We start from the raw sequence: 17,236 nt of genomic DNA on the forward strand, positions 1-17,236 counted from the left end.
AGGAATAAAATAATCTGAAAAATAAGATAATTAGAAAATAATCAGTAATACTTGAAGAAGAAAAATATAAAAAATTAAAGAAAAGAAATAATCGAAGTTTTGTGAGGAAGTGATTACGTGGAAGAAGTTATCCAGAATGTTGTGTCATTTGTTGAAAGATATATAACGATACCTAAAGTCGGTGTTACCGACATAGTTGAAATAGTAATCATAGCAGCTTTAATATATGAGATTATGATATGGATAAAGAATACAAGAGCCTGGACATTATTCAAGGGTATAGTTATTCTTATTGTATTTGTATTATTAGCAGCAATCTTTAATCTTAATACAATATTATGGATTGCAGATAAAACATTAAATGTTGGTATTATTGCGGCAATAATTGTATTTCAGCCTGAACTAAGAAGAGCCTTAGAACAGTTAGGAAGAAAGAATTTTATCAATAATATATTTACATTTGATGATTCGAAGAATACAAATGAGAGATTCAGTGACAGAACGATTACGGAATTAGTAAAAGCTACATATGAACTTGCAAAACACAAGACAGGAGCATTAATTGTAATAGAGAAAGAAATCAGTCTTACTGAATATGAGAGAACAGGAATTGCAATAGATTCAGAGATAAGTAACCAGCTTTTGATAAACATTTTTGAACATAATACACCACTACATGATGGTGCAGTTATTATAAGGGGAGACAGAATCGTAGCAGCCACATGTTATCTGCCATTATCGGATAATATGGAACTTAGCAAAGAACTTGGAACCAGACATAGAGCAGGTGTCGGTGTCAGTGAGACCACAGACAGTTTTACAATTATTGTTTCAGAGGAGACAGGTAAGGTTTCAGTGGCAGAAGGTGGAAAATTAATTAGAAATGTTGATGGTGAGAATCTTAAGAGCGAGCTTGTTGCATTACAGAATAAAACCGTAGATTCAAAGAGATTTAAAATATGGAAGGGAAGAAAACACAATGAAAAAGATATTAACGAATAATATTGCATACAAGTTATTATCATTATTTTTTGCTGTAATATTCTGGCTCATTGTGGTGAATATCGATGATCCGGAAGTTACAAGAACTATTCAGGGAATACCTGTAACAACATTAGATGAAGAAGTTATTACCGAGAAGAATCAGGTATATACTATTCTGTCAGGTAAAGAAGTGACAGTAACAATAAAAGGGCCAAGGTCAGAAGTAGATAAAATGAGCAAAGAGGATTTCGTAGCCGAAGCACCATTTAGTGAGAAATCGAATGTTGATGCGGTACCTATATATGTGAAATTTAGAAATTCTAAGTATGATAAAGACTGTGAAATATCGCAGAAGACTATGTCGATGAAGTTAGAGATTGAGAATATAGTAACGAAGACTTATGAGATAGAGATTAATCAGACAAGTGGACTCACGTCTTCATATTATCTGGGAAAGGAAAGCATTGAACCGTCATCAGTAACGGTTTCAGCACCGGAATCTGTGATTAACCAGATAAAACATGTGGGTGCAGATGTCGATTTATCAAGTCATACCGGAGATTTTACAACACAGCTTAATATAAAGTATTATACAGCGACAGGTACATTAGCAGATATGAAATCTAATGTTAAAACTGATACAGATACAGTTAATTATACAGCAAAGGTATATCCGGTGCGTGAAGTGCCACTTAAGTTTGGAACAACAGGTACGGTAGCTGATGGATATGAATTAGTTGAAGTTACTGGAGAAAAGAATACTCTTAAGATAGCAGGACCTGGAGCAGAACAGATAGAGAGCATAGTTTTTCCAGACGAATTAATTAATATCTCAGGTGCAAGTTCGGATATTTCAGTTTCGGTAGATGTTTCAGCACAGCTGCCAAGCGGTGTGTTCCTGTGTAGCGAAAATGATTCAACTATGAATGTAACAGCCAAAATAGAGAAACTTGTTACAAGCACATACAGAATACCAATAAGCGAGATTGATAAGAATAACATTCCAGATGGATATTCGGCAGAAATAGTTCAGTCGAGTATTAATATAACATTGTCAGGTTTACAGAAATATCATGATAGTTTTAATGTTAATAATTTAAATGCATATGTGGATTTGAAGAATACTGTAGAGGGAAATAATGAAGTAATTGTAAAATTCACATTACCTGAAGGATTACGTGTAGTTTCAGAAGTCAGAGTAAATGTTTTAATAACAAAAAATAACAGTAACAATAATGGTGAAACAACGACGGCATCTACTGGTAGTACTGAAAATACAAGTAATACCCAAGATATAAGTCAATAATAAAAAAGTGTAATATGCCTGTATAAAGCAGGCATATTATAACGTAGAAAGGTATGAGAAAAATGGTAAAACAAAAGGTGCGGGTTAAAGTTTTATCAGGAATTCATTTCAGACCGGCAGGCAAAATTACAGAAAAAGCACTACAATACGAGTCTGCTATTAAAGCGGTCAGGGAAGAGACAGAATCAAATGTTAAAAGCTTTCTGAATCTCCTGGCAGCATGTATAAAGTGTGGAGATGAAATAGAGATAAGATGTGAAGGTCCGGATGAGAAAGAAGCACTAGAAGAGATAGTGAAGATGTTTGAAGATACTAATCTTGGAAGGGAAGAAGGTCCGGGTTAATGCACATATGAATTTAAAATTTCTTATATAAATAAATTAATATAAGAAACTATTATAATAATAAATTAATTGAGCTGATAACTACAAACAGATGATTTATTAAAAATAAAAATATAGAAGGAGAGCGTTTTTTAGACGCGAAATTGAAAATGGGAAAATATTTTGGAACTGATGGATTCAGAGGCGAGGCAAATGTAGATTTAACAGTTGAACATGCTTTCAAGGTAGGAAGATATTTAGGCTGGTACTATTCAAAGGAACATAAAGCAAAAGTTGTAATAGGTAAAGATACAAGAAGAAGCAGCTATATGTTCGAGTACGCACTTGTAGCAGGACTTACTGCATCAGGTGCAGATGTGTATCTTTTACACGTAACTACTACACCTAGTGTATCGTATGTAGTAAGAACGGATGGCTTTGATTTAGGAATAATGATTTCAGCAAGTCATAATCCATATTATGATAATGGTATTAAGGTAATAAATGCACAGGGTAAGAAATTAGAAGCAGAAGTAGAAGAAAAAGTAGAAGAATATATAGATGGTAAAGCCGGTGAGATTCCATTTGCAAAGAGAGAGAATATTGGTAAAACAGTAGATTATGCAATAGGAAGAAACAGATATATAGGATATCTTATTTCAATAGCAACACGCTCATTTAAGGATAAGAGAGTTGGACTTGACTGTTCTAACGGAAGTGCATCAGCAATTGCAAAGAACGTATTTGATGCATTAGGTGCTAAGACATATGTTATTAATAATGAACCTGATGGAACTAATATTAACAGAGAATGTGGTTCGACACATATAGAATATTTACAGAAGTTTGTTAAAGATAATAACTTAGATGTCGGATTTGCTTATGATGGAGATGCAGACAGATGTATCGCTGTTGATGAGAACGGCGAGGTTGTAGATGGCGATAACATCTTATATGTATGTGGTGTGTACATGAAACATCATGGACAGTTAGAAAATGATACAATTGTTACGACCGTAATGTCTAATATAGGTCTCTATAAAGCACTTGACAAAGAAGGTATCAAATATGAAAAGACAGCAGTAGGAGACAAATATGTATGCGAGAATATGATGCAGAATGGGCATTGCCTGGGTGGTGAACAGTCAGGACATATAATATTTAGTAAACACGCTACAACCGGAGACGGAATACTTACATCATTAAAGATTATGGAGGCAATGTTAGAGAATAAGAACACACTTGGTAATCTTAGAAAAAATCTTAAGATTTATCCACAACTTTTGGTAAATGTTAAAGTTAAGGATAAAAACGAAGTAATGAATAATGCTGAACTGAATCAGTTGTCGGACAAAGTTTCGGAAGAACTTGGTAATCAGGGAAGACTGTTATTACGCCAGAGCGGAACAGAACCTTTAGTAAGAGTTATGGTTGAAGCTGAAACAGATGAAATTTGCAAAAAATATGTAGATATGGTTGTGGATAAGATTAATCAGATTAGCAAGTAAGATAAACTAAGTAAGCAGATAAGAATAAGTCAAATTAACAAATAACATTAATTAGATTATTAAGCAGAATAACATAAATCAGATTAGCAGGTAAGGAAAAGAAAATATGAAAAATAAAGATTTGTGTACTGTTGATGTGATAATACCAACATATAAACCAGATAAAAGGATATATAAGATAATTGAAAAATTAAATATTCAGCATCATAAAGTAAATAAAATTATTATTATGAATACTCAGACAGAAAAGCAATATATAGATGATAATATGATATCTGAGAAATATAGTAATGTAGAAGTATATAATGTGCCTAAGAAAGAATTTAATCATGGATTAACAAGAAATCTTGGAGTATCACATTCACAGGCAGATTATATAATATTTATGACACAGGATGCGATGCCTATGGACAAATATCTTATAGATGAACTCATAAGACCGTTTTCAGATGAAGATGTATATGTCACATATGCAAGACAGTTACCAAATAAGAATTGTAAGTATGTTGAGAAATATATAAGAAGCTTTAATTATCCGGATAAAGATATCGCAAAAAATAAAGAAGACATAGAGACTATGGGCGTTAAAGCATTTTTCTGTTCAGATGTATGTGCGGCATATTCGAGAAAACATTTTATTGAACTTGGAGAATTCGTTGAGACAGATTTTAATGAAGATACTTATTTTGCATATAAAGTATTAATGAATGATAAAAAGGTGTATTATGCTTCATGTGCGAGAGTATTGCATTCCCACAATTACACATATAGGGAACAGTTTAAGAGAAATTATGCGATAGGAAAGTCGCAGAAAGAATTCGCCTATGTATTTGAAAATGTCAAATCAGAATCCGAAGGAATAAGAATGGTTAAAAGTGCAATGAGTCATATACTCCGTCATGGTAAATGGTATATGATTCCTGATTTAATAATAAGTTCAGGGTTTAAATTATTAGGTTACAGAATGGGTAAGGCATTTGGAACCAAGAGTTCTGAGACTGTTAATGAAAATAATGAGTGATTAAGTTAAAGGGAAATACTTGTATTGACGAAAAGTTAGTGTTATAATCTTTCGAAAGTGTTAACATTAATCGAGAATTGTAACACACTAATATTTATAAAATAAAAAGGAATGATGTTAAATGGGACTAATAAGTATGAAAAAGTAAAAATTATTATCTTGAAAAAATACAGTGTGATTTATCGACTATCGACTCTGAAACTGACTAAAGAATGAATATATAGAAAATTTTATGCAGATTCAGAATGGAAAGGAAATAAAAATATGTTAAATTATAAGAAATATAAAAGAGTACCCGTAGTAAAAATGGAGACCAGAGAATGGCCTGATAAAGAGATACAGAAAGCACCAGCATGGTGTAGTGTGGATTTAAGAGATGGAAACCAGGCATTAATAGAGCCTATGGTTGTGGAAGAGAAGATAGAATTCTTTAATATGCTTGTTAAACTTGGATTTAAAGAGATAGAAGTAGGTTTTCCATCAGCTTCACAGATAGAATATGACTTTTTAAGACAATTAGTAGATAGAAACTTAATACCTGATGATGTAATGGTTCAGGTCCTTGTACAGTGTCGTGAACATCTTATTGCAAGAACATTTGAAGCATTAGATGGCATCAAACAGGCAGTAGTACATATATATAATTCAACATCTACACTTCAAAGAGATGTAGTATTTGGAATGAGTAAAGATGAGATTAAGCAGATAGCAATAGACGGAACAAAGCTTGTTAAAAAATATGCAGAAGAATTTCCAGGTAAGATTGTTCTTGAATATTCACCTGAAAGTTTCACAGGAACAGAGTTAGATTATGCTTTAGATGTATGTAATGCAGTCCAGGATGTGTGGCAGCCAACACCTGATAATAAGATTATCTTTAATTTACCAGCAACAGTAGAGATGACAACACCTAATGTCTATGCTGATCAGATTGAATGGATGAATAAACATTTTAAAGACAGAGACAGCATTATATTAAGTGTTCATCCTCATAATGACAGAGGAACGGGAATTGCAGCTACAGAATTAGCTTTACTTGCAGGTGCAGACAGAGTAGAGGGAACATTATTCGGAAATGGTGAGAGAACAGGTAACGTTGATGTGCTTACAATTGCATACAATATGTTCTCTCAGGGAATTAATCCAGAACTTAATTTAGAACATATCAATGAGATTATCGAAGTATATGAAAGGTGTTGTAAGATGCCTGTAGGCATGAGACATCCATATGCAGGTAAGCTTGTATTTACTGCGTTCTCAGGTTCACATCAGGATGCTATTAATAAAGGTATTCATGCTATGGCTAAGAGAAATGATGGAATATGGGAAGTTCCTTATCTTCCAATTGATCCTAGTGATGTCGGAAGAGAATATGAACCGATTGTAAGAATTAACAGCCAGTCAGGTAAAGGTGGTGTGGCATTTGTTATGGATACATATTTTGGATTCAAGCTTCCTAAAGGTATGCATAAGGAATTTGCCGATGTTATCCAGAAGATTGCAGAGGAACAGGGAGAAGTTTCACCAGATACGATTATGGATAAATTCACAGAAGAGTATCTTGTTGCCAAGACTGAAAAAGAATATCCATATGAATTTGAAAGTTGCCAGGTAGTAGATAATGGCACTAATAGTGCGTCAGTTAAACTCACATTTAAGTATAAAGGCGAAAAGAAATATGTAGAAGCTGAAGGTACGGGACCTATTGATGCTGTTCAGAAAGCAATTATGAAAGAAACAGGTGTAGACGTTAAACTTTTAGACTACACAGAGCATACATTAGGTGAGGGTTCTCACGCAAAAGCAGCAGCTTATATCCAGATGTTAGATAAGACTACTAAGAAGACAACATTTGGTGTAGGTGTAAGTTCTAATATTACAAGAGCCTCAATTAGAGCAATATTCAGTGCTTTAGACAGATTGGAAAAATAATCTTGAGATGGAGATTTCAGGTATAAACAATAGTTACTTGATTTTTAAATACATATACTGTAAAATGTGCAAGGTGCATAATTACAAAGAGAGGAAGATCGCAAGATATGAAACTAATTATTCAGATTCCATGTTATAATGAAGCGGAGACATTAGAAATTGCGTTGAATGAATTACCAAAACACATTGATGGCATTGATATAATTGAGTATTTAATTATCAATGACGGCAGTAAAGATAATACAATAGAAGTGGCACGCAACTGGGGTGTCAATTATGTTGTCGATTTAAAGAGAAATAAAGGACTTGCAAAAGGTTTTATGGCAGGTTTAGATGCCTGCCTTAGAAACGGAGCCGATATCATCGTAAACACGGATGCGGATAACCAGTATGTTGCAGATGATATAGAGAAACTTGTTCGTCCAATCATAGAGGGAAAGACAGATATTGTCATAGGAGAAAGACCTATTGATAAAACAGAACATTTCTCACCGATTAAGAAGAAGTTACAGCATTTTGGAAGTTATGTTGTAAGAAAGGCTTCTAACTCAGATATTCCTGATGCACCAAGTGGTTTCAGAGCATATAGCAGAGAAGCAGCAATGAGAATGAATGTTACTAATGAATACACATATACATTAGAGACAATTGTGCAGGCGGGAAGAAATAAGATTCCTCAGACATCAGTTCCTATAAGAACTAATGGCGAGTTAAGACCATCACGGCTTTTTAACAGTATGATGGGTTATGTTAAGAAATCAATGTTTACAATTCTAAAGGCATTTATGATGTATAAACCACTAAGATTCTTTACATGGCTGGCATTAATTCCGGGTATGATAGGACTTGGTATAGGTGTAAGATACATTATATTTATGTGTATGGGACAAGGTGGCGGTCATATTCAGTCACTAATTCTTGCAAGTACATTGATGCTTCTTGGTTTCTCAACTTATATTATGGGATTACAGGCAGATTTAATTGCATCAAACCGTAAGTTATTAGAAGATATTCAGTATCATGTCAGAAAATTAGATTATGATAAAGATTCAGAGAAAAACAAAAATAAAGATAATGAGTAACAAGAGAGTAGTTTTTAATCTCATTATCACTTAATATGGCAGTAAACAGATAGTCTTGAATAAATGGAGATTGTTATGATATCTTACAATAATAAAAATGTATTATTTATCACAACTAAGAATCTTGATTATTTACGAAATACCCAGGAAATCGAGATGATAAAGAAAGACGGAGGACAATTGACAGTTATTGGTTCATATTCAAAGAGCTACGTTAAAAGATTGCTTAGTGTTTACGCAAAGATATTAACTACGTCAATGAGAAAATTTGACGTAGTTTTTGTTGGGTTTGCACCACAATTGATATTTGCACCATTTAACTGGAAATTTAAGAAGAATACGGTAGTAATTGATTTCTTTATTTCTATGTATGATACTATTGTATTTGATAGAAAGAAGATTAAAGATGGAAGTTTATTTGCAAAACTTCTGAAGCATTATGATAAAAAGGCAATAAAGGCAGCCGATGAGATAATATGTGATACTAATGCACATGGCAGATATTTTGTTGAAGAGTTTGGTGCTAATAGAGATAAGATGCATACATTATATCTTGAAGCGGACAGAAGCATTTATTATGTGAGAAACCTTGAGAGACCTGAAAGAATGAAAGATAAATATGTGGTATTATATTTTGGAAGCATATTGCCGCTTCAGGGTATTGAAGTTATATTAGATGCAATAGATAAGATTAAAGACAATAAAGAATTATACTTTATTATAGTAGGTCCTATTAAGGATGAACTAAATAAACCGATAGCTGATAACGTAGAATATCATAATTGGTTAAGTCAGGAAGAACTGGCAGAATATATTGATTATTCTGATTTATGCCTGTCAGGTCATTTCAACAAAAATATTAATAAAGCAAAGAGAACAATTCCTGGTAAGGCATATATCTATGATGCGATGAATAAGAAGATTATTTTCGGTGATAATCCGGCAGTCAGGGAACTATATTCAGAAGATGAAGACAAATATTATTTTGTGGAGATGGGGAATCCTGATGCTCTTGCAGAGAAAATTGTTGAATGTTCTAGGAAAAGGAATTAAAAATGTTATCAGTAACCAGAAAATATTTAATAAACAGTAAGAATGTGGATAAATCTGCATATGTCTGGAATACGTTTGCAGCAATGCTTAATTCATTTCAGACAACATTAATACTATTAATAATAACCAGAATGGGTAATGACTATGATGGAGGTGTATTTACCATAGCGTATGCAATCGGTAATCTTATGATGACGATTGGTAAATATGGTATGAGAAATTTCCAGGCAACAGATGTTAATGAGAAATATTCATATAAAGAATATATAATTTCAAGATATATTTCAAGTATAATTATGATAATTTCAAGCACAGCCTATATACTTGTGTGTATATTTGTTAATGATTATCCTACTGATAAATGCATAGTAGTAATATCTGTATGTGCAGTCAAGTTTGTAGAAGCCGTAGAAGATATTTTGCATGGAAGAATGCAGCAGAAAGGCAGATTAGATGTTGCTGGAAAGATACTTGGAATCAGATTATTTATATATATAGTGGTATATATAGGTATGTATATTGCTACAGGTGATTTAGTGCTTACGTCAGTTGTGGCATTCGTAACAACCACACTTCTAGCAATTATATTTAACACATCTGTATATAAGGAATTTAGTACAAAAGAAAATAAATATGAGACTTCTAATGTTAAGAAGCTTATGATTACATGTTTTCCGCTTGCAGCATGTACATTTCTTATTATGTATATTGCAAATGCACCTAAATATTCGATTGATGCTGTATTAGATGAGAAGACACAGACATGTTTTAATATTATTTTTATGCCGGTATTTGTAATATCATTACTTAGTAACTTTATATTTCAACCTATGTTGTTCAAGGTTGCCAGTGTATGGCAGGAGAAGAAAACCCATGAATTTAAGAAGATAATTGTAAGACAGACATTCATAATATTAGGTCTTACAATTATAATAGCACTTGGTGGTTTCTTACTTGGAATTCCGGTTTTAAGTGCAGTATTCAGCGTTAACCTAAAAAGCTACAGAACAGAATTAGTTATATTAATCCTAGGTGGTGGAATGTTAGCGTTAATTAATTTTGAAAATATGATTATTACGACTATAAGATACCAGAGATTTCTTATCTGGGGATATTTGATAGTTGCTGTAATTTCATATGTATTTGGTAACAGAGTAGTAAGAAATTATGGAGTATTGGGGATCTCAACGTTTTATTCAATATTAGTCACCTTGCTTGCAATTGGATTCTTCATTCTTATGAGATGGTCAGTTGTAAGAATTGCTAAGAAAGATTTAAAAGAAGAATAAAAACTATACACGAGAAAGGAATTAATTTATGAAGATAGCAGTAGCAGGTACAGGATATGTCGGCTTAGTTACAGGTGTATGTCTTGCGGAACATGGTCATAATGTAGTATGTGTGGATGTAGACGAGGAAAAAGTTGCAAAAATGAGTAAAGGTATTTCTCCAATATATGAACCAGGTCTAGATGATCTTATGATTAAAAATATGGAGAGACTTACGTTTACAACAGATTATGCATCTGCATACAAAGATGCAGAAGTAATATTTATCGGTGTAGGTACACCAGAGAAGAAAGATGGTTCGGCTAATTTGACTTATGTATATAAAGTTGCTGAACAGATTGCTGAAAATGCTGAAAATGACTGTATAGTAGTCATTAAATCTACTGTTCCAATCGGAACAAATGATAAAGTGGAAGCATTTATAACAGAAAAGGCTAAAGATGGAATATCAATCCATATTGCATCTAATCCTGAATTTTTAGCACAGGGAACAGCAGTAAGAGATACTCTTCATGCATCCCGTATAGTAATTGGTGCTGAGAGCAAATATGCAGCAAATATCCTTAAAGAAGTATATAAAGATTTTGATGCTCCGATTCTTGTTACAAACAGAAGAAGTGCTGAAATGATAAAATATGCATCAAATGATTTCCTTGCACTTAAGATTTCGTATGTAAATGAAATCGCGAACTTATGTGAAATTGTGGGTGCCGATATTAATGATGTAACAAAAGGAATGGGATATGATCCTAGAATAGGTGATAAATTCCTTAATGCAGGCATCGGATATGGTGGTTCATGCTTTCCAAAGGATACTAAGGCATTACATTGGCTCGCTAATTTCAATGACTATGAATTAAAGACAGTTAAGGCAGCTATTGAGACAAATGATAATCAGAAATTCAAGATAATTAAGAAGGCAAGAAAGTATTATGAAAATCTCCAAGGCAAGAAAATCGCTGTATTAGGTCTTACGTTTAAACCTGGTACAGATGATTTAAGAGAAGCACCATCACTTGTAAATATCCCAATTTTCCTTGACGAGGGTTGCGAGATAAAAGCATGGGATCCTGCAGGTGTAGAAAATTATAAGAAGAAATACCCAACAGAGATTATTTACTGTGATTCAATAGATGAGGCAATTAAAGATGCAGACCTTTGCGTCATTTTTACTGAATGGGATGAAGTTAAGAAGTATGATATTACTAAGTTCGAGAAACTTATGAGAAATCCTATTGTTATAGATGGTAGAAACTGTTACGATTTAGAGCAGATAAAGAAAACAAATGTTATATATGACAGCATGGGAAGAAAGACAGTTAATCTCATTTAATGAAAGGATTATCCTATGAAGAAGATACCCGATATGAAAAACTTATTTAATTGGAAAGTTGTACTGACGTTTTTACTTGTAATATGTAACCTTATGGTTATATTTGGAAGTATGCCAAGTACAAATCCGATAATAGGGTGGTATGATGATGACATTACAGGTAATGAAGAATATGAAGTCCTGATTGTAACAAATGACAATCAGACGTATATAAAAGAATTAGATGTGAGTTATGGAGTGGCTACACTATATATTCCTGAAGAATATACTGATATAAAAAGTCTTACATTAACAGGCGATGTTGATATATTGAATGATTCTAAGGTAGTATTATCAAGCAGAGATATTATTATATATAGAGATGATATTAAAGCGGATATAGATGATAATGAACTTACATTGAAAAATAGTCAGTTTAAAAAGATACAGTTTTTATTAATGTTTGACTGGCGTGTTAAATTAGAAGTATTAACGGTAATATGGTTTGTTTATATATGTATAATGATATTTGGTATTCTTCGTGAAAAGAATAAGCTGAATCTTAAATATATTGGAACTGTAATTCTTACTTTATTACTCATAGGAAGTGCAGATATCATTAAGGATATGGGCAGGACCTATAGAACTACGAAATTAAACCTTAATGCCAGTGGTCTTACAGATATAATAAAATCTGATTCTGATATGTTACAGAAGATAAATACAGATAAAAATCTGCAAGGTGTAAGTGTGAGATTTGCAACATATTCAACTGAAATTAAAGGTAAATATATATTTACACTCTATGATGCAGACAAAAATCCATTGGAAAATGTAGAGGTCAGAGGAAGAGATTTTGCAGATAATGAATATGGTATAGCAATGTTTAATAATATTTATCCAAAGGGTGAATATTATTTCGGAATTGCTGCACAAGATAATAATGATGATACATTATCTGTATGGACAACAGGCGGCAATGACTATAAAGATGGTGCATTTTATAATAATGGAATTGATACAGGTGTGGATTTAGATTTTAATATTATAGTTGATGGACCCAATACCAAAGTCATTGCAATGATTATTGTATTAGTATTCTATCTGCTTGTATTGATGGTTATCTGGCATAATAATATTAGGTTTTTATCCAGAATAACAGTTAAAGCCATATATGGTATAACATTTGTATATGCAGTATTTATGATGATATTTGCATGGAAATACATGTACTTAGGCGTATATGACGAGATGGCACATATCTCATATCTTGCAGACCTGACAAGAAATCCACATATTGTATCCGAATATGAGAATCAGAATCTGTTAGTTGGTGAAACAAATGGAATAAGTGAAACCACAGCTAATACTATAGCATTACACCAGTCATTTGGAACATTTAAAGGCAAATGGAGTAATACAGTAAGTTATTTAGGTCATCCATCATTATACTACTGGCTTATGATACCACTCAATGCAGTAACATTTCATGATAATCTGGTATATGTGAATCTGGATATATTGAGGATATTTAACATGGTGTTAGTTGCGATGGGAATAGCCTTATTCTTGTATATCGGATATTCAAGAATTAATAAACGTTATCCTGCATTACATCTAATGTATGCAATGATGGTAGTATCATTTCCGATGCTTACAGGCTGTGCACCGATGATTAACAATGATAATCTGGCAATTTTGGTTGTTGCAATATTCACACTAGGAATAATAAGGTTTGCAGAGAATAAGAGAAATAAGCTCACATATTTCCTTATTGCAATAGGAATAACAGCGTCAGCACTTACAAAATTAACAACGTGTCTCATGCTTGTGATATGTGCATTATTCTTTGTTATAAAGACCATTATTGATGAGAAAGATATTAAGAAAGTATTTGGCAGAGATTTCTGGTATACGGTTCCGGTATATTTAATTGCTGCAGCTTATTATATGTTAGTATTTGTACAATATGGAAAGATACAGATAAGTCTTCATGATTTAGTAACAGATGAGGTATTTAAAACATACAACATTGTTTATAAAGAACCAATTATGAGGACAAGAATAACATTTTATGAGTTTATTAAAAGGTTTGAAAAGGGATTCATTAAGCAATGGATTCGTGGAGTTACCTGGCATACAGATGTAGATTTTAATAAGAAAGCCATCAGACTTGCGTATGAAATATTATGGTTATCACCAATAATAATGTTAATAAGAATAAAATATAAAGAAAATGAAAAGCAGATAAGAAACTTCTTTAAAAGCTTTTCAATTGCATTAATAATAACTGTTCTAATGCAGTTTATACGTGCATTTAAGGACTTCCAGTTTATATCAGGACATCCGGGATTACAGAGCAGATATTACATCTGTGTAATGCCTGTTATGGTAATGATGTTATGCTATGAACTTCAGTCACGTATGGAAGAAAATAAATTTATAACATCTTCTGTGAAAAATGATAAGAAAATTTACTTAAATAGTATTTTTAATGCAATTGCCATCACATTGGCGCTGTTAGCATTGTATGGAGGTGGATTAATTTACATCTTTTTTACAACAAGTTTTATAAAATAGTGATAAAATGTAATATAAGGCTTGCATTTTTTGCGATAAAATAATATATTAAATAAATACAAATAGCAAAGGAGTTAAATTATGAGAACTTATTTAGTAACAGGTGGAGCAGGATTCATAGGCTCAAATTATATTCACTATATGTTTAAGAAGTATGATAATGATATTAGAATTATCAATGTTGATGCATTAACATATGCAGGTAACCTTGAGAATTTGAAGGATATTGAAGATAGAGATAACTACACATTTGTTAAAGCTAATATCTGCGATAAGGAAGCAATTGCTAAAATATTTGCAGAAAATGACATTGACAGAGTTGTACATTTCGCAGCAGAGAGTCATGTTGACAGAAGTATTAAGAACCCTGAAGTATTTGTTCAGACAAATGTATTAGGAACAGCAGTTATGTTAAATTGTGCTAAAGCAGCATGGGAATTACCTGATGGAACATTTAAAGAGGGCAAGAAGTTTTTACATGTTTCTACTGATGAGGTATATGGTTCATTACCAGATGATGATAATGCATTCTTCTATGAGACATCACCATACGAACCACATAGCCCATATTCAGCAAGTAAAGCATCTTCAGATATGTTAGTTAAGGCATATATGGATACTTATAAGTTTCCAGCTAATATTACTAACTGTAGTAATAACTATGGACCTTACCAGTTCCCAGAGAAGTTGATTCCACTTATTATTAACAATGCATTACAGGGAAAGAAGCTTCCAGTATATGGTGATGGCAAGAATGTTCGTGACTGGTTATATGTTGAAGACCATGCTAAAGCAATTGATATGGTTCAGGAAAAAGGTAAGTTATTTGAGACATATAATGTCGGTGGACACAATGAAAAACAGAATATTGAAATCATAAAGATTATTATTGATACTTTACAGGAGATGCTTCCAGACGGAGATCCAAGAAAAGCACTTGTAAGTGAGGATTTAATTACTTATGTTGAGGACAGAAAAGGTCACGACAGAAGATATGCGATTGCACCTGACAAGATTAAAGCTGAAATTGGCTGGTATCCAGAGACAATGTTTAAAGATGGTATCAGGCTTACAATCAAATGGTTCTTTGAACATGAAGATTGGATGAAGAATGTAACAAGCGGTGATTACCAGAAGTATTACGAAGAAATGTACAAATAAAATGAATTAAAATGGGAATATGTGGAATGTTCCCATTTTAGTGTGTAAAATTAAATTGATAAATATCAAGAATATATGTTGAATATTTTATAAAAGCAGATTTTAGAGACATTAAAATGATAATATCAAGATAATGATATTAAGATGATGACATCAAGATGATATGTATAAGAATGGAGGAATATTGTGAAAGGTATTATTTTAGCAGGCGGTTCAGGAACACGTCTTTATCCATTAACAAAGGCAGTATCAAAACAGATTATGCCTGTATATGACAAACCAATGATTTATTACCCATTATCAACACTTATGTTAGCAGGAATCAGAGAGGTATTAATTATCTCAACTCCTAGAGATTTACCAGTATTTAAGGAATTATTCGGTTCAGGCGAACAGCTTGGCATGAGATTTGAATATGCTATTCAGGATCAGCCAAGAGGACTTGCTGATGCATTTATTATTGGAGAGAAATTTATCGGTGATGATAATGTTGCACTTGTACTTGGTGATAATATATTCTATGGACAGAGCTTTTCAAAGGTTCTCAAGAATGCAGCATCAAGAGAAAAGGGCGCTACAATATTCGGCTATTATGTAAAGGATCCAAGAGAATATGGTGTTGTAGAGTTCGATGAGAATGGCAAGGCTTTATCAATTGAAGAGAAACCTGCTAATCCAAAGTCAAATTATGCTGTACCAGGATTATATTTCTATGATAATGATGTAGTAGAAATAGCTAAAAATGTTAAGCCTTCTGCAAGAGGAGAGATAGAGATAACTTCAATTAACAATGAATATTTAAGAAGAGGAACTCTTATGGTGGAGACATTAGGAAGAGGATTTGCATGGCTTGATACAGGTAATCATGATATGTTACTTGATGCAGCAGATTTCGTGGCAGCATTCCAGAAGAGACAGGGCTTATATATTTCATGTATTGAAGAGATTGCATATAAGAGAGGATTCATTGACAAAGAGCAGCTTCTTAAACTTGCAGAGCCTTTAATGAAGACAGCATATGGACAATATCTTGTAGATGTTGCTAATGGATTATAGAATAAGAATTGAATGGAGATTTTAAAATGGGAAAAATAACAGTAGAAACATGCGAAATAGAAGGATTAAAAGTTATAACACCTTCAGTATTTGGCGATGAAAGAGGATATTTTATGGAGACTTATAATTATAATGATTATAAGGCAGCAGGAATAGACCAGGAATTTGTACAGGACAATCAGTCAAGCTCTAAAAAAGGAGTTCTTAGAGGACTTCATTTCCAGATTAATTTTCCACAGGATAAGCTTGTAAGAGTAGTAAGTGGAGAAGTTTTTGACGTAGCTGTTGATTTAAGAGAAGGTTCAAAAACTTACGGAAAATGGTTCGGGGTATTATTATCAGCAGAGAATAAGAAACAGTTCTTTATTCCAAAGAATTTTGCACATGGATTCATAGTGCTATCTGATTCAGCAGAATTTGCTTATAAATGTACTGACTTCTATCATCCAAATGATGAGGGTGGACTTAAATGGGACGATCCTGAAATTGGTGTAGAATGGCCAATGCCAGAAGGTATGACAAAAGAAGATTTGACTATTTCAGATAAAGACCACAAATGGCCTGGCATTAAAGATTTTAGAAAATAATTAGCTACTTTTAGAAAATAGCATAAAAAGAGCCGCCAAGCG

The 17,236-nt window shown here is 32.7% G+C and carries 14 protein-coding genes; all 14 read left to right on the forward strand.

Features of this window, described 5'->3' with window-relative positions; all coding sequences use genetic code 11:
• The first annotated feature begins 117 nt into the window (after nt 1–117).
• The 14 genes from cdaA to rfbC all read left to right on the forward strand — a co-directional run bounded on the left by cdaA (nt 118) and on the right by rfbC (nt 17,194).
• Nucleotides 118–1,002, forward strand: coding sequence for a diadenylate cyclase CdaA (gene cdaA / locus OCV48_RS01910; protein ID WP_317246802.1), 885 nt, complete (start codon nt 118–120; stop codon nt 1,000–1,002).
• A complete protein-coding gene (locus OCV48_RS01915; RefSeq protein ID WP_147591016.1) occupies nt 980–2,290 on the forward strand; it encodes a CdaR family protein in 1,311 nt (436 codons plus the stop codon). Before cdaA ends, OCV48_RS01915 begins: the two co-directional genes overlap by 23 nt.
• A gap of 53 nt (nt 2,291–2,343) precedes the next feature.
• Nucleotides 2,344–2,634, forward strand: a complete 291-nt coding sequence (locus tag OCV48_RS01920) for an HPr family phosphocarrier protein (protein WP_317246803.1) — start codon at nt 2,344–2,346, stop codon at nt 2,632–2,634.
• 149 nt (nt 2,635–2,783) lie between these two features.
• A complete protein-coding gene (glmM, locus tag OCV48_RS01925; RefSeq protein WP_147591017.1) occupies nt 2,784–4,121 on the forward strand; it encodes a phosphoglucosamine mutase in 1,338 nt (445 codons plus the stop codon).
• Between the two features lie 106 nt (nt 4,122–4,227).
• Nucleotides 4,228–5,142 (forward strand): glycosyltransferase, encoded by a 915-nt coding sequence (locus tag OCV48_RS01930; RefSeq protein WP_021982771.1) that lies wholly within the window; start codon nt 4,228–4,230, stop codon nt 5,140–5,142.
• Nucleotides 5,143–5,406: 264 nt separating this feature from the next.
• Nucleotides 5,407–7,074: a 2-isopropylmalate synthase gene (gene leuA / locus OCV48_RS01935; RefSeq protein ID WP_021982770.1), complete on the forward strand. Its 1,668-nt coding sequence runs from the start codon at nt 5,407–5,409 to the stop codon at nt 7,072–7,074.
• 107 nt (nt 7,075–7,181) lie between these two features.
• Nucleotides 7,182–8,156: a glycosyltransferase family 2 protein gene (locus OCV48_RS01940; protein WP_147591018.1), complete on the forward strand. Its 975-nt coding sequence runs from the start codon at nt 7,182–7,184 to the stop codon at nt 8,154–8,156.
• A gap of 75 nt (nt 8,157–8,231) precedes the next feature.
• Complete coding sequence (locus OCV48_RS01945; protein WP_262558642.1) at nt 8,232–9,209, forward strand: glycosyltransferase; 978 nt, start codon at nt 8,232–8,234, stop codon at nt 9,207–9,209.
• A gap of 2 nt (nt 9,210–9,211) precedes the next feature.
• The gene (locus OCV48_RS01950) at nt 9,212–10,498 is read left to right on the forward strand and encodes a lipopolysaccharide biosynthesis protein (RefSeq protein ID WP_147591020.1); all 1,287 of its coding nucleotides are present in this window, start codon (nt 9,212–9,214) and stop codon (nt 10,496–10,498) included.
• A 28-nt stretch (nt 10,499–10,526) separates the two neighbouring features.
• Nucleotides 10,527–11,831 carry a UDP-glucose dehydrogenase family protein gene (locus OCV48_RS01955; protein ID WP_021982766.1) on the forward strand — a complete coding sequence of 435 codons (1,305 nt, stop codon included), beginning with the start codon at nt 10,527–10,529 and terminating at the stop codon, nt 11,829–11,831.
• Between the two features lie 15 nt (nt 11,832–11,846).
• Nucleotides 11,847–14,390 carry a hypothetical protein gene (locus OCV48_RS01960; RefSeq protein WP_147591021.1) on the forward strand — a complete coding sequence of 848 codons (2,544 nt, stop codon included), beginning with the start codon at nt 11,847–11,849 and terminating at the stop codon, nt 14,388–14,390.
• 81 nt (nt 14,391–14,471) lie between these two features.
• Nucleotides 14,472–15,551, forward strand: a complete 1,080-nt coding sequence (gene rfbB, locus OCV48_RS01965) for a dTDP-glucose 4,6-dehydratase (RefSeq protein WP_147591022.1) — start codon at nt 14,472–14,474, stop codon at nt 15,549–15,551.
• 186 nt (nt 15,552–15,737) lie between these two features.
• Nucleotides 15,738–16,607 carry a glucose-1-phosphate thymidylyltransferase RfbA gene (rfbA, locus tag OCV48_RS01970; protein ID WP_021982763.1) on the forward strand — a complete coding sequence of 290 codons (870 nt, stop codon included), beginning with the start codon at nt 15,738–15,740 and terminating at the stop codon, nt 16,605–16,607.
• A 26-nt stretch (nt 16,608–16,633) separates the two neighbouring features.
• Nucleotides 16,634–17,194: a dTDP-4-dehydrorhamnose 3,5-epimerase gene (gene rfbC / locus OCV48_RS01975; RefSeq protein WP_021982762.1), complete on the forward strand. Its 561-nt coding sequence runs from the start codon at nt 16,634–16,636 to the stop codon at nt 17,192–17,194.
• Nucleotides 17,195–17,236: the final 42 nt, after the last annotated feature.

The sequence above is a fragment of the Bovifimicola ammoniilytica genome (genome assembly GCF_025567085.1).
Taxonomy (GTDB): domain Bacteria; phylum Bacillota; class Clostridia; order Lachnospirales; family Lachnospiraceae; genus Bovifimicola; species Bovifimicola ammoniilytica.